This is a genomic window from Mycobacterium sp. 141, from assembly GCF_000382405.1.
Lineage (GTDB): Bacteria > Actinomycetota > Actinomycetes > Mycobacteriales > Mycobacteriaceae > Mycobacterium.
On record NZ_KB908266.1, the window covers coordinates 1 to 14,618 of the forward strand.

The 14,618-nt window shown below is 68.2% G+C and carries 11 protein-coding genes; 4 read left to right on the forward strand and 7 right to left on the reverse strand.

Annotation, left to right across the window (positions count from 1 at the left end):
- Both H276_RS0115565 and H276_RS0115570 read right to left on the reverse strand, forming a co-directional pair.
- A partial coding sequence (locus H276_RS0115565; protein ID WP_019972234.1) for an aldehyde dehydrogenase family protein occupies window positions 1-658 on the reverse strand: 658 nt, incomplete at its 3' end.
- A gap of 132 nt (window positions 659-790) precedes the next feature.
- A complete protein-coding gene (locus H276_RS0115570) occupies window positions 791-2,083 on the reverse strand; it encodes a GAF domain-containing protein (protein ID WP_019972235.1) in 1,293 nt (430 codons plus the stop codon).
- Window positions 2,084-2,418: 335 nt separating this feature from the next.
- Here H276_RS0115570 and H276_RS0115575 point away from each other — a divergent pair, with 335 nt between their 5' ends.
- The gene (locus tag H276_RS0115575; RefSeq protein WP_019972236.1) at window positions 2,419-3,774 is read left to right on the forward strand and encodes a DEAD/DEAH box helicase; all 1,356 of its coding nucleotides are present in this window, start codon (window positions 2,419-2,421) and stop codon (window positions 3,772-3,774) included.
- A gap of 33 nt (window positions 3,775-3,807) precedes the next feature.
- The gene (locus H276_RS0115580) at window positions 3,808-4,818 is read left to right on the forward strand and encodes a hypothetical protein (RefSeq protein WP_019972237.1); all 1,011 of its coding nucleotides are present in this window, start codon (window positions 3,808-3,810) and stop codon (window positions 4,816-4,818) included.
- On the opposite strand, the gene H276_RS0115585 is transcribed toward H276_RS0115580, so the two are convergent.
- From H276_RS0115585 to H276_RS0115600, 4 genes are all read right to left on the reverse strand, one after another.
- Window positions 4,812-5,108, reverse strand: coding sequence for a WXG100 family type VII secretion target (locus H276_RS0115585; RefSeq protein ID WP_019972238.1), 297 nt, complete (start codon window positions 5,106-5,108; stop codon window positions 4,812-4,814). The two genes, H276_RS0115580 and H276_RS0115585, sit on opposite strands and share 7 nt — an antisense overlap.
- A 16-nt stretch (window positions 5,109-5,124) precedes the next feature.
- Window positions 5,125-5,445, reverse strand: a complete 321-nt coding sequence (locus tag H276_RS0115590; protein WP_026357048.1) for a WXG100 family type VII secretion target — start codon at window positions 5,443-5,445, stop codon at window positions 5,125-5,127.
- Between the two features lie 74 nt (window positions 5,446-5,519).
- On the reverse strand, window positions 5,520-6,659 hold the full coding sequence (locus tag H276_RS0115595) for a type VII secretion-associated protein (RefSeq protein WP_019972240.1): 1,140 nt from the start codon (window positions 6,657-6,659) through the stop codon (window positions 5,520-5,522).
- Complete coding sequence (locus H276_RS0115600) at window positions 6,656-10,387, reverse strand: type VII secretion protein EccC (protein ID WP_019972241.1); 3,732 nt, start codon at window positions 10,385-10,387, stop codon at window positions 6,656-6,658. The genes H276_RS0115595 and H276_RS0115600 overlap by 4 nt, the downstream gene beginning before the upstream one ends.
- A gap of 130 nt (window positions 10,388-10,517) precedes the next feature.
- Between H276_RS0115600 and eccD the strand changes: the two genes are divergently transcribed.
- Together eccD and mycP are read left to right on the forward strand one after the other, a co-directional pair.
- Window positions 10,518-11,822 (forward strand): type VII secretion integral membrane protein EccD, encoded by a 1,305-nt coding sequence (gene eccD, locus H276_RS0115605; protein WP_231376692.1) that lies wholly within the window; start codon window positions 10,518-10,520, stop codon window positions 11,820-11,822.
- Window positions 11,819-13,165, forward strand: a complete 1,347-nt coding sequence (gene mycP, locus H276_RS0115610) for a type VII secretion-associated serine protease mycosin (protein WP_019972243.1) — start codon at window positions 11,819-11,821, stop codon at window positions 13,163-13,165. The genes eccD and mycP overlap by 4 nt, the downstream gene beginning before the upstream one ends.
- Here the strand turns inward: mycP and eccB are convergent.
- Complete coding sequence (eccB, locus tag H276_RS0115615; protein ID WP_019972244.1) at window positions 13,121-14,536, reverse strand: type VII secretion protein EccB; 1,416 nt, start codon at window positions 14,534-14,536, stop codon at window positions 13,121-13,123. The two genes, mycP and eccB, sit on opposite strands and share 45 nt — an antisense overlap.
- Between the last annotated feature and the right edge of the window lie 82 nt (window positions 14,537-14,618).

Below are 14,618 nucleotides of genomic sequence, written 5' to 3' on the forward strand. Positions count from 1 at the left end.
ACCCGTTGACGATGTTCACCACACCGGCGGGCAGCAGGTCGCCGATGAGCGAGAACAGGTAGAGGATCGACGCCGGGGTCTGTTCGGCGGGCTTGAGCACCACCGCATTACCCGCCGCCAAGGCGGGCGCCAGCTTCCAGGTCGCCATCAGGATCGGAAAATTCCACGGGATGATCTGCCCCACCACGCCCAGCGGCTCGTGGAAGTGGTAAGCGACGGTGTCCTCGTCGATCTGGCTCAGCGAGCCTTCCTGCGCCCGGATCGCCCCTGCGAAATACCGGAAATGATCCACCGCCAACGGGATATCCGCATTGAGCGTCTCCCGGATCGGCTTGCCGTTGTCCCACGACTCGGCCAGCGCGACGGACTCGAGGTTGGCCTCGATCCGATCGGCGATCTTGTTGAGAACGTTGGCACGCTCGGCGGGCGAGGTCTTACCCCACGCCGGGGCGGCCGCATGCGCGGCGTCCAACGCCTTCTCGACATCAGCCTCGGTGGACCGCGGGATCTCACAGAACACCTGCCCGGTGACCGGCGACGAATTCTCGAAGTACCGGCCCTCGACGGGGGCCACCCATTCGCCACCGATGTAGTTGGCGTAGCGCGACTCGAAGGTCATCAACGAGCCTTCGGCACCCGGACGGGCGTACACAGTCATGACTTCTCCCTGCCTTCAGACGACGAATGTGTCGGTGATCACTGAAGATAGGTTCCGCAGGGTTGCACCACAGTTGCACGACGTTGCAACGTCGTGCCGAGCAGATTCAAGTCCGCGGACGTGAGGAGCAGATCAGCTCAGATCGAAATCGATGCCGACGAGGTGGCCGTGTGCCTTGGCCCGGGTACCGGCACCCGCGTCGCTGTGGTCGTACAACCTCCGCCAACCTTCGCGGTCGTCACGGCCTTCGGGCAGTTCCAGCCAGCGCCGCAGCGTTTCCAGGTTGGATTCGGCCAGCACAGCGCCGCGCAGGCCGGCACTCAGCTCGGTCCGCAGCCGCGCCACCGCTGGGGACACCGATTGCGGCAGCAGCTCACCGGAATACGCTCGCAACGCCGCGTCCACGTCGTCGGCGCCCAGCGCATCGAACACCTCACCCATGTCGCTGGCGATGGGTTTGGCCAGCCGGTAGGGCCGTGACGCGAGGTAGGCCTCGCCGATGACCCGGCGCAACCGCGACATCTCGGCACGGACTGTCACCACGTCGAGGTCCTTCTCGTCGAGGAGCACGGCGAGGTGGTCGGCGCTGAGACCTTCCGGATGGCGCAGGAGCAACACCAGGATGTCGGCATGCCGGCCGGTCAGCATGGCTGAACGCGCCATCCCGTCGCTGTCGGTGTGCTGCCACTGTGGACGGTCGGCCCCCAGCACGCTGAGGCGGGCCTCGGTGGGCGTGGGCTCACTCGCGGGCTGGGTCAACCGCAACAGCGCCAGATGGTTTTCCACCGCCACAGCGGTGGCGCGGACCAGAGCCAATGTCTGCGGCGTCACGATGGCTGAGCCACCAGTGAGATCGATGGTGCCGAGCAGCGCTCCGGTCGCCGGGTCGTGAACCGGCACCGCTGTGCAGTTCCACGGCTGGACGACACGGGAGAAGTGTTCGGAACCGCGGATCTGCACCTCGGCGTCGAGGGCGAGTGCCGTGCCCGGCGCGTTGGTGCCTGCGCTGCGCTCGCTCCAGTCGGCCCCCGGAACGAAGTTCATCGCCTCGACTTTGCGGCACGCGGCGAGGTCACCTTCCACCCACAGCAACGTGCCGTCGGCGCCGGTGATCGCGACGACGACACCAGAATCGGCGGCATCGTCGACCAGCAGCCGGCGGATCACCGGAAGGGCACTCGACAACGGATTGGCCTCCCGCAGCGCGCTGAGCCGGGCGGCGGCGGCCGCCGCCTGTGCGCCCCGGTCAGGGTCCACACCAGTGGCCAGGCTGCGTTGCCAGCTCTCGACGACGACGCGCCGGACGTGGGTCGAGTCGAGGTAGGCGACGTCGACCTCACCGGCGACGAAAAGCTCGCGGACCGCACGCAGCTGCGCCGACGGCACCCGGCCGCCGGCGGCCCTCGATATGCCCACCTCGATCACACTCCTCGCGCTGAGCCATTTCCGCTGGCCACGCGCGTGTCTGCCAGGATAGTTGACCGGGCTCACAGGAAGAAATGTCAGGTTCGGAGTGAATCGCTCCTGGCGTATGTGGGCCAGAGGAAGACGCATCAGTCACGCACGTCACACCGGAGCGATCCGCGGTTTCGGCCGGCCTACCGGTAGACTCCCTGCTGATCGGCACATCTGTTCTGCCAGTGCCGCCTCCTCGATCGTCATACCGAGCGCCGCGGGATGTGACCCGCGCCGGGCAGGACGACCGCCCTCTAACTTTTCGGAGTTTCATTTTGTCTGCACCAGCCCACAGTGGTAGCACTGTGCCCACATTCGCCGAGCTCGGCCTGCCGGCCGAGATCGTCGCCGCCCTCGCGAAGGACGGCGTGCACTCCCCGTTCCCGATCCAGGCCGCGACCCTGCCCGACTCGTTGACAGGACGCGATGTGCTCGGCCGCGGCCGCACCGGGTCCGGCAAGACCTACGCGTTCCTGCTGCCCCTGGTCGCTCGGCTGGCCCGCAGCGACAGCCGCCGGATGTCCCGCCGGCCGCGCGCACTGATTCTCGCCCCGACCCGCGAACTCGTCACCCAAATTGCGGCCTCGCTGGCTCCGTTGGCCGCCGCGACCGGTCTGAAGTCGCTGAATGTCTTCGGCGGCGTCAGTGCCGGCCCGCAGATTTCCGCCCTGCAGCAGGGGGTCGACGTGGTGATCGCCTGCCCGGGCCGGCTGGAGGACCACGTGCGATCGGGTCACGCCGATCTGTCTGCCGTCGAGATCACCGTGCTCGACGAAGCCGACCACATGGCCGACCTCGGCTTCCTGCCCGGCGTCAAGCGTCTGCTGGACAAGACTCCGAAAGACGGTCAGCGGCTGCTCTTCTCAGCCACCCTCGATGCCGGGGTCGATGTGCTGGTCAAGCGCTACCTGCACGATCCCGTGGTGCACAGCGTCGACTCGGCGCAGTCGCCTGTCGCCGCGATGGTGCACCACGTGCTGCACGTGGACAACGCGGCCCGCGTCAGCGTGGTCGCAGACCTGGCCGCCGCCCCGGGCCGCACCATCGTCTTCGCACGCACCAAGCACGGTGCGAAAAACCTTACCCGCCAACTCAATTCGCGAGGTATCTCGGCGGTCGAGTTGCACGGCAACCTGTCCCAGAATGCCCGTACCCGTAACCTCACCTCGTTTTCCGACGGTTCCGCGACCGTCCTGGTGGCCACCGACATCGCCGCCCGCGGCATTCACGTCGACGATGTGAACCTGGTGGTGCACGCCGACCCGCCGGTCGAGCACAAGGCGTACCTGCACCGTTCGGGACGTACCGCCCGCGCGGGAAACGAGGGCACCGTGGTGACGCTCATGCACGATGCGCAGGTGTCGGATGTTCGGAACCTGACGCGCAAGGCCGGCGTCAAGCCGACGATCACCCGGGTCAACGGCACCGATCATCCGGTGCTGCAGCAGATCGCTCCCGGTGAGCGAATTTTCGGTGAACCCAAACGTCCCGAGCCGACACCGGCACGGCCCCAGCCAGCCCAGCCGCGGCGCAACAAGCCACGCGGCTCGGGCCATCCGGCCGGGGTCACCAGCTCCCGTTCCGGAAGCCCCGCGGCCCGCAGTGGCCGGCGGCGCCGACCGAGTCGTCCCAACGACGCCGCGGGTAACGGCAAACACTAAATCAGCCGGGCAGGCCGCCTAGACTCTGCAGCGATGCTGTTCGACATCGTGATGGCCTGCCTGCCACTGATCGCGGTTGCCCCCGCAGTGATCGCCGTGGTCACCAACCACGCTGACTTCACTTTTAAGGGGCAACTGCAGCGCCGGCTGTATCGGTCGCTGTTGCTCGCCGAGAAGCTGCCGGCCACCGCACCCGGTTACCGGCAGATCGCCACCGACATCGATCGCGACACCCTCGTGGTGGCCTATCGAGCGCAGTATCCCCGGCGCGGCAAGGAGATCGTCCGGCTGACGCTGATCGCTCTCGGATTGCTGGCCGCGCTGGTCGTCTACTACGGGCTGCTCGTGGCCGGGGTCTGGTGGATCTATCAACTGGTGTTCGCGATCCCGATACTGCTTCTGGCGGGCTGGCTGCACCGTGCCGTCGGCAATTTCGTCCGCAACGACGGTCTGACCCGCGAGGTGTTCGGATACTTCGGCGCCCCAACCGCTTTGATCCGCCCCGCCACTGACCTGATCACCAGGGCACCGACACCGACGGTGGCTGCGTTGTTCGAGCGGGCCGCCGAGATTCGAGACCGCGACCACGGTGGCACACTCAGCTCACTGGAAGCTGTCAACGCTGCCCTGGTTGCCGCTCACACCCTGGTCGGCTGGCGCACCATACTGCGTCGTACCCGACGACGGGTCGGTACCACCGATTATCGCGAGCACGCCGACACTGCTCGGAAACAAGCAGAAACCGCTGCCTATCAATCGCTTTCACTACTCAGCCGAGGCTACGACAGGGTGCTGCAGACCGTCACCGGACCGGTGTTCGCGATGCGGCTGTCGTGGCTGGCCGCCCGTGAACACGACCGCATCGCCAGGGCGGAGCGGGCCGGCGACGTGTACCGTGCCGCCTGGCTGGCGATGCACTACCGCAACGAACGCGATCGTGTCGCCGGTCAGCTGTCCTGGCTGCATGCTCGACGAAATGTGCGGTCCCGCTGGCCTCTCCATTCCGAGCGGGACCGCACAAGCTTCGTCGGCGGGGATCAGTAACCCCATGCGTTGGCGGCGCTGCGGTCGGTGGCGGCCACCTCATCGGCACCATCGCGAACCGCGTTGCCGAGGTTGACCAAGATCTCGTTGAGTGACGCCGCGGCCTGGTTCCACCGGGACTGCTCCACTTGGTAGGCCTCGGCCGCTTCGCGGGTCCAGACCCGCTGCAGCGGGGCCAACTGCGACCGCAGGTCGTCGAGGGCCGCGTTCAGCCGCGCGGACGTGGTGTGAATCTCCTGGCGGACCGAGTATTCGATCTCGCCGAAGTTGTAGGACAGTACCTGGCTCATGCGTGGCTCCGATCGATCACAAGGTGTCCGCGACGGCGCCGAGCTGTTGCGAATGTCCCTCGGCGGCTTCGCGCAGCGTGCGTTCGTTGTAGCGGATGGTTTCGGCAATACGCTGCAACGCGGTGTGCAGCTTGACGGATTCGCCATTCCACCGGTCCACCACATCACGGAACCGCAGCGCCGCCACTCCGCCCCAGACTGACGGTGGCACGCTGCTCATCCGCCCGATGAACGTCTGCAGCATCGCCCGAATGTCGTCGTTGACGGCATCGATCCGGCCGGCCGCCGTGGTCATAACGTCGAAGTCGGTACCAAGGGATCCCGAGGTTGAAGCCATCTCGCACCTTCCGGTCTTGTGTTGCGGGGTATATCAATTCGACGCCGGCGGTACCGTTTCGGTTCCATCCGATTTCAATTCACCGCATGCGCCGAACGGATCGCCGCCTCGCACTCCGGGAACAGGTCGCGGCCCGCTACGCCCTGACAACCGATCGCGATGCGCACCGCGTGGTCCACCAGCACCGCCCAGCGGATCTCCCGGCCGCCACGCACCTCGCGGTAGCTGGCCACGGGGCGGTCGGCGATCCGGTCGGCGGGATTGAAATCGACGAACACGCCCGGCGGCTGCTCATCCAGGGCGCGGCGCAGGGTCGCGGCCACGGCTCGAGAGTCGGCGCTGTCGGCCGGTGACTGCGTCAGATGGATCACGGCGATCGGATCGTCGGCCGAAACCACTTCGACGCGTGCCGATCCCGGTCCACCGGTGATCCGGCGAACACTCCACTCGGCCGGGACCTGCATGCCGACGCGGCCTTCCACGAGCACCCTCCGGTCCGGTTCGGCGCCCGGCCGCGTCGCGATGGCTGCACACGCGATCGCCGTCACCAGCCCGGCGCCGACAGCACGGCGGTTGCCCCGGCGCCTTGTCGGTGCGGAGGTCGCAGTCACCTCGTTGCGCGCGACCGCACCCCGGGCGCAGCGCCCGAGTGTCTGGGACGCGGCGATGGATATCGTTGCGCCACAGCACCCTACGGCGTCGGCGATCGCCTTGCCCAGTCCGTCGGAACCACCGACCTCAGGCGGCGCATCGACGATGACCTGCGCGGCACCCAGGGTCGCATCAGCCACCTGGTCAGCCAACGTCGCCAGGACGCCGCGGCGGACCAGCCGCACCGATTCACCGTCCCCGCGCGACACCACGACGAGCTCGTCGGCGATCTCCACCACCGCCCAGGACAGATCTTCCAGTCCCGCGGCAAACGCCGGCGCTCGGCGCAGCACAACCCCATCGATATCCGCAGCAGCAGCCCGGACCCGGTCGACCCGGGCAGTGGTCCACCACGTGGGGCATACGACGATCGGCGTGTCGGCGTGGCCGCCTGCCGCCGTGCGGAGCACCTGTACCCACAGCTCGTCGACCGGCATGGGCTCGTCGTCGACGAGCGCCAATGCGTCGTCGATGCACTCGACTGCGATCTGTGACAGCTCGGCGGGAACCGCGCCGGGGCCTCGTACCAGCACGGGACCCGCCTCGATCACAGTCGCTGTCACGTCGTGTCCCGCTCTGGCACGACAGCCACCTGGATCAGCTGCTCGGCCCCGGTCCGGGTGATCAGCGTGCCACGCCCGGGCGGCAGCGGTCGCGGCCGCACGCCACCGAGCAGCGTCCCGTCGTCGGGGCCCGCACTCATCATCAGCCCCATGCAGCCGAGATCTTTCATCCGCGCCAGCACCGGGTCGAACATGGCCCGTGCCGCTCCACCGGACCGGCGGGCGACGACCAGATGCAGGCCCACATCCTTTGCGTGCGGCAGATATTCGAGTACCGGTGTCAGCGGATTGCCATGCTCGCCTGCCACCAGGTCGTAGTCGTCCACCACGACGTAGAACTCCGGCCCCGACCACCACGACCGGCTGCGCAACTCCTGCTGGGTGACGTCCAGTCCGGGCATCCTGGCTCGCAACAATTCCAGCGCAGCCGGCAACTGAGCCGCCAGCGCCTCCGGTGAGACGGCGTAGCCGGCCAGATGATCGGACTCCACGACGCCGAGCAGGGTGCGCCGGAAGTCGACGATGAGCAGGCGAACGCCGCTCGCACCGTTGGTCTCGACCAGGTCGGTGCACAAGGTGCGCAACACCGTCGTCTTGCCGCAGCCGGCGTCGCCGAGCACGATCAGATCGCTCTGGTCGGTGAAATCCATTAGTACCGGGCGTAGTTCACGCTCGCCCAGCCCGAGGACCACCTGGGTAGCGGGCCGTGACCGGCTGGCAGTGCGCAGGCTGTGGTGCTCGACCAGTTTCGGCAGCAGCAGGATCGGTGGCGCACACACGCCGGGGTGGTGGGCGCGCAACGTGTCACCGGCCCGCTCGACCGCGTCGACCAGCCCTGCCGTGGTCGCGACGCCGTCGAGCCGCGGTGTCCCGATCAGCAACTCGCGACCGTCTCGGGTCAGTCCCCGCCCCGGGCGGCGGTCATCGAGTGTGCGGGCCCGCTTGCGATCCATCTCCGATTCGGCAGGTTCACCGAGCCGAAGTTCGATGCGGGTGCCGAGTTGATCCTTGACGGCGGGCCGGAATTCCGCCCACCGCGACGCGGTGAGCACGACGTGCACACCGAACGAAAGTCCTTGTCCGGCAAGTCCGGTGACCACCTCCGCGACCACATCGAAGTCCTGCCGGAGCGCCGACCAGCCGTCGACGATCAGGAACACATCGCCGAACTGGTCATCGGCCACGCCGCCGGATGCGCGATGACGACGATAGTCGGCCATCGAATCGATCCCCGTCTCAGCGAAGCGTGTTTCCCGACGCCGCACCACGGACTCCAGCTGAGCCACCGTGCGCCGCACCAGATCCGGATCGTGTCGACCGGCCACCGCACCGACATGGGGCAGCGCCAGCAGGGACGCCAGCCCGCCACCGCCGAAATCGAGGCAGTAGATCTGAACGTCGCGGGGGTGATGAGTGGCGGCCAGCGACAGTGCAAGAGTCCTGGCGGTCATCGACTTGCCCGACTGCGGGCCGCCGACGATCGCCACGTTGCCCGCGGTCCCGTCGAGACTGACGGTGAGGCGGTCGCGACGCTGCTCGAAGGGACTGTCGATCAATCCGATCGAGACCGTCAACGGTGTGGGTGCGGGCATCAACACATCACTGAGCGGTACCGCGTCCGGCAGTGGCGGCAGCCACACCTGATGCGCCGGCCGGCCGTGTCCGGCCAGGCGCCCGAGCACCGTGTCCAGCAAGGTCGGGCCGGTCTCCGGAGCCGCCGGAGCCGCCGGGGCCCATTGCGCGGTGAACGGGCGGACATGCGTCGCGGGCGGGGCCGTCGCGGCAGTCGCGGGCATGGGCATGGGTGTCGAGACGAACGCGGTCTGAAACCGAGTCAGGTCGCCGGCAGGTGTTTTCAGGAAGGCCGCCCCCGGTGTGCTCGGCAATTGGTGCGCGTCGGTGACGCCGAGCACCGCGCGGGACTCACTGGGCGAGAAGGTCTTCAAACACACTCGGTACGACAGGTGGGTTTCCAGGCCGCGGAGCCTGCCCTCGTCGAGCCGCTGGCTGGCCAGCAGCAGATGCATGCCCAGTGAGCGGCCCAGCCGACCGATGGCGACGAACAACTCGGCAAAATCGGGGTGTTGGTGGAGCAGTTCGGAGAATTCGTCCACCACGATCAACAGGGCGGGCAGTGGCGGTAGGTCGGTCCGGTGCCGTTGGTATTCGGTGATGTTCGCGAGATTGCCTGCTGCCCGCAGGATCTCCTGGCGACGGGTGATCTCCCCGGCCAGCGCGTCGGCCATCCGCGCCACCAACGCGGCTTCATCGGCGAGATTGGTGATCAATGCACTGACATGCGGTGCCGCGCGGAGGCCGAGAAATGTTGCGCCGCCCTTGAAGTCGACGAGGATGAGGTTGAGCACCTCTGGTGAATGGGTCGCGATCAAACCCAGGGCCAGGGTCCGCAGAAACTCCGATTTCCCCGATCCTGTGGCTCCGACACAGAGCCCGTGCGGGCCCATGCCGTTCTGGGCCGCCTCCTTGAGGTCGACATACACCGGCGCACCGGTCTCGCACACACCGATCGGCACCCGCAACAGGCGCCGCGGGTCGGCCTGTCGCCAGGTGATCGCCGGGTCCAGCGCCGCGGGGTCGCCGACACCGACGAGACCGGGCCAGTCCGTGGGTGCCCGGGCCGATTCCGTCGGCCGATACGGCGCGAGTCGACGCGCGCAGGTCACGGCATCGTCGATAGCCAAACTGTCCCAGAAGATGTCGTCGGAGCCGACATCGAGGATTCGGTCTGTGGTCCCGGTCGTCCCTCCGATGACCACCACGGTGATACCTGTCGTCGGTTGCGGCACCTGCCCCGTCGTCTGATCGACGATGACCACCAGATGCTCCGCCGCCACCGCCCCGGCGCACGCCTCTGCCGGCGTGCGGTAGCGCTGCAGATTCTCGAATGGGTGCGGCGACCGCGGATGCTGGTGGTGCGGCAGCCATTTCAGCCACTCCCACTGCTGCTCGGAGGCTCCGTCGAGCACCGCGGCCACGCGCACATCATGCGGTTCATGCGCTGCCGCCAGCCCACAGATGACCGCGCGTACCAGCGCGCGGGCCTCTGGCCGGTCCCCGACCACAAAGATGTTGCCGCTGTTCGGCAATTCCATGGTGACCGGTACGTCGGGCACGGTCGAACGGCGCTCGACCAGGCGGCGCACCGCTGTCGCCGTCACCGGGTCTTGCTCGGTGGACGCTGGGAGTTCGGGGGCGACCAGGCGGGTGGCCAAGGCGACCTCGCCCACACCGATCCGGACCACGCAGAAGTCGGGATCGGCGGGCCGGCGCCGGCACATGCGGTCAGTGCCGACCAACGTCCACAACAGTTCGGGGTGCGGGTAGGCCGAGTGCAACGAATCCCGCTGTGCACTCGCGGTCCCGGCGGCGGCGATGTCGATGCCGTCGAGATAGTTCAGATAGTTCCGCCGGTCTCGGTTCAGTTCCGCGGTCCGTCCGTTGCCACGCACACTGTAGGCCAGCGTGCCGAGGGCCGACATCACCATCATCACGGGGAACAGCGTGAACATCGGTCCGCGCGAGGTCGCGGCGCCCGAACTGAAGTAGACGACCATCATGCCCGCCATGGCCAGCACCAACACCACGGGCAGCACGCGGGTCACTAGGTTCGCCGGTGCACTCGTCGGCACCGGTGGCGGCGCGTCGATGACCACCTCGCCGGACGGGGCCGGTGAGGAGACCGACCGGTGTTGTGCGGTGAACTCCATCGACGGTAGGACGCACGCCGGAGCCCAACCGTTCCAGCCGAATTGCTGCAATCCGCTTCCGCATTGCTCGGTTACGGTGTGTTGACTGGCGTCGACCGGGGGGTGATGAATGCCGGATGCACTGTGCCGCGTGGCGATTCATTGTGAGCTGCCCGACGCCGACGAATCGGCGACGGTCGATCTGACCCTCCCGTCGTCGATGGCCGTCAGGCAGCTCATCCCCGCCATCACCGACGCCGTCGGTGCCGGCACCGGATTGCGCCACTGGAGCTTGTCCCGTGTCGGCGGTCCGTCACTGGACGAGTCGATGTCACTGGCCCAGAACGATGTTCGCGATGGCGATCTGCTGCTGTTGTCGGCCACCACGGTACCGAAGCCCCGGCCCCGGGATCCGTCTCTCGCCAGTGCGCTCGCCGCGATCCCCGACGATCTGCCCGCGACTTTGCGACCGGCCTGCTGTCTGGCGGCGGTACTTCTTGGCGCACTGACACTGCTGTGGGCGGGTGGGTCCGCACCCGGTGCCGGTGGAGTGGCCACGGCGGCCGCCCTGGCCATTGCCGTGACGGGCGCTGCGATCGTTGCCCGCCGAGTGCACCGCAGCCCGGAATCCGTCACGGCGCTGGATCTCGGTGCGATGCTGCAGGTTGCGGTGTTCGGGTTCCTCGCGGTCCCGGGCGGCCCCGCACCGGCGAACGTCTTTCTGGCCGCGGTGGCTTCGGCCTCTGTAGGTGTCGTACTGCTGCGGCTATCCGATTGCGGGACAGTCGTTTTGATCGCCGTGCTGGCGGTGGCCGCGACAGTGGCGGTGGCGACCGGCTTGGCGGTGATCCGCCCGATACCCGCAGCAGCACTCGGGGCCCTGTTGGCGACGGCGGCGCTCGGCGCTCTCACCATCGCTCCGCGATTGTCCATCGCACTGGCCGGCCTCACGCCGGCGGTTCCCGGCGACCACGACGATGCCGATGACGTCACGGGCCGTGCCCTGGTCGGACATCGGGCCCTGGTGGGTCTGGTTACCGGGTTGTCCGTTGCAGCCGGACTGGGGACGGTCCTTGTCGCCGTCGGCGCCCGGCAGTCGGTGCCGCCGGCGGCACTGGCATTCACCGGCGCGGTCGCGGTGGCGCTGGTGCTGCGCGCTCGTTCGCATGCCTCGGGCCTGTGCCGGACATCCCTCATCGCAGCTGGATTCGCGGCCGCGACAGCGACATTCGTCCTCACGGTGGCTTGGTCGCCGATGTCCGCGAATTGGGCCGCCGGTGTTGCGGTCGGCGTGGGGCTGACGGCGCTCGTGCCGGTTGTGCCCACTACGGCCGCCACTCACCGGGCGGTGCGCATCATCGACGCTACGGAATACCTCGCCCTGGCTTCGATGGTACCGCTGGCGTGCTGGCTGGCCGGGCTGTTCGAATTGGCGCGGGGCCTGAGCCTGTCATGAGCCGGCCTCTGCGCTTGATCGCGGCGGCGGCGGTGCTTCAGATCGCGGCGGCACCATCTGTCACCGCGGTGGGACCGCGACCGATCCTCACGGTGATTCCGCCGTCGGTCGACAATGCCTTGCTGCCGCCGCCGTCCGCTCCCGCTCCGCCGGGCCCAACTCGGCAGCGCGGGCAGTGCTTCACGCCGACCACTCATGCGGCCGAAGGCGCCCACAACCCGATCGAGCTCGATGCGGTGTGGCGGCTCACCAGAGGCAGCGGCCAGACGGTTGCGGTGATCGACACCGGTGTGGCCCGGCACCGGCTGCTACCCCACCTCGTCGGCGGCGGTGACTATGTGGCGCGTGGCGACGGCACCGGCGATTGCGACGGCCACGGCACCATCGTGGCCGGGCTGATCGGCGGCTCCCCCGATGGCCTTGGCTTCAGCGGGATCGCGCCCGAGGCAACGATTCTCAGTATCCGTCAGTCGAGCACCAAGTTCGCCGCCGAGGGGCAGTCAACAGGGATCGGTGATGTCGACACCCTGGCCCGGGCCGTGCGCACCGCGGCCGACCTCGGTGCGACCGTCATCAACATCTCGTCAGTGGCGTGCATCGCGGCCACCGACTCGCTCGACGACCGGGCATTGGGCGCCGCGCTCGCCTACGCGGTCGATGTCAAGAACGTCGTCGTCGTGACCGCGGCCGGGAACGTCGGCGGTGCCGGCCACTGCCCCGAGCAGAATCCGTCGGCGGGCGGCGCCGGAGGACCGAACTGGGACACCGTGCGCTCGGTGGCCAGTCCGGCCTGGTACGACGATCTGGTCCTGACGGTCGGATCGGTCGACCGCGACGGCGCGGCATCGGATTTCACACTGGGTGGGCCATGGGTTGACGTCGCCGCGCCCGGTGAGGGCGTGGTATCACTGCATCCCGACGCCGAAGGACTGATCGACCATCTCGCAGAAGCGAATCCGATCTCCGGCACCAGCTACGCGGCTCCGGTCGTTGCCGGCATCGCTGCCCTGGTTCGGGCGCGGTTTCCGCATCTCGGCGCGCGCGATGTCATGCGGCGTATCGAGGCGACGGCACACCGACCGCCGGCAGGCTGGGATCCGTTCGTCGGCAGCGGTGTCGTCGACGCCACGGCGGCGGTCAGCAGCGGGGCACCCGTCGCTGCCGCGCCGGCCGCTGTCCCGCCGGTGGTACCGACGACAGCAGCCAGGGTCGCTGACGGTCCGCAGCGCCGGACCGCATTCGGGGGTGCTGCGGCATGCATCGTGGCGGTCCTGGTAACGGTGTTGGCCACCAACCGGTTACGGCGCCGCCCCGATGACGGTCACACCGTCGCGGACGACTGACGCCGCGTCGCGGCTCAGTTCGGGGCCTCGGGGCAGCAGTGCCAGCATCGGCCACGGAGCCGGCACCGCCGAGACGGCGAGACCGAGATGTTCGGCGGCCTGCTCGTCGTGTACACCGAACAGCACGCCGCGATCATTGAGATAGAACAGCGAACCGGCGGTCCCAGTACCGCCGGCGACAGCAGTGGAACGTACCAATGCGCCGCGGCCGGCCGGGATGATGACGCGGTCGATGTTCGGCCCCTCCTCGTCTGCCTGCGCCAATACCACGCCATCGTCGGGGCTGCCCAAGGGTAGCGAATCACCAACAATGACGGTACTTTTCGTATCCTTCCCTGCACGCCGGGGATCCCATCCGGCGCACACGGTGTCGCCGGTGTGCTGTGCAACCCGATCGGGAAACGTGCGCACCGGCAACGTCTCGACGAACGGCACGTTCGCAATCGCGTCGGCCGCGACCACCGGCGGTTGTCCGCCCGGCTGGGCGACGGTGAACCGGATCAGGTCAGCGACGATCCGATGAATGCGCTGCACCCCGCCGGAGAGCACGACGTAGAACTCGTGGCCTGCCGCCCGTTCCACCCGCACCACCGTGCCCACGCCCAGACCGCCCAGCGCGGGCGGACCGGGTGCGCCGGCATCGGCGATCTGCGGTGCCTGGATCGCCGGCGCCTCCGGCACACTGTCGAGTAGTGATCGTGAAACCGACAGCGGTGCAATACCTTCCAGATGCAATGCGCGCACCACAGCGATATCCCGCAGATCGACCGCCGCGCGCCAGCCGTCGAAGATCAGGTATGTCGCCGCGGCGCCCTCACCGCGTGGCGCCACCAGTAGCGCCTGCCCCCACGGCAATCCGGAAGCATCCGCAGGCAGCCTGCCTACGATCAACACGCTCGAGGACGGATCTGCCACATCGCACACCGTCCAATCCGATTCGTCGATACTCAACGGACGGTCGATCTGCGTGGGTGCACCCGGGATGCCCACGAGCGGTCCGCGTTTCGCCCCGGCAAGCGCGCGTGCGCTCACCGGCCGCGGATCGCCGGGTGTTCCGGCCAACAATCGGGCGGACGCCAGGTTGAGCACCGGGTGCATGGTGTCGGCGATCCGGACGTACAGCGCCCCGGTGTCGTGGGTCATGACTATCGGCGTCTCACCGAGATCGCCGCCGGGACGCAGCATGGCCGTCGCCGCGTACACCGCGAAGGCCACGACCGTGAGCACTGCGCCAGCAGCAAGGGAAATCGATTGTGCGCGTAACGGATCGTCGATCATCCTGGCGTCGCCGCGCACCAGGGCGTGCTGCGTGCGCCGGATCAGGAAGCGATGCCCGTTGAGCTGCAGCCGGGTCGCCGGTTGTCGTGCCATGTGTCCCCCGGCGATCACTCTATCTCGCACCCGGCCACCCACCGCGCACGAAAAGTGGTACCCAAAACTTGCTCCGAAATGG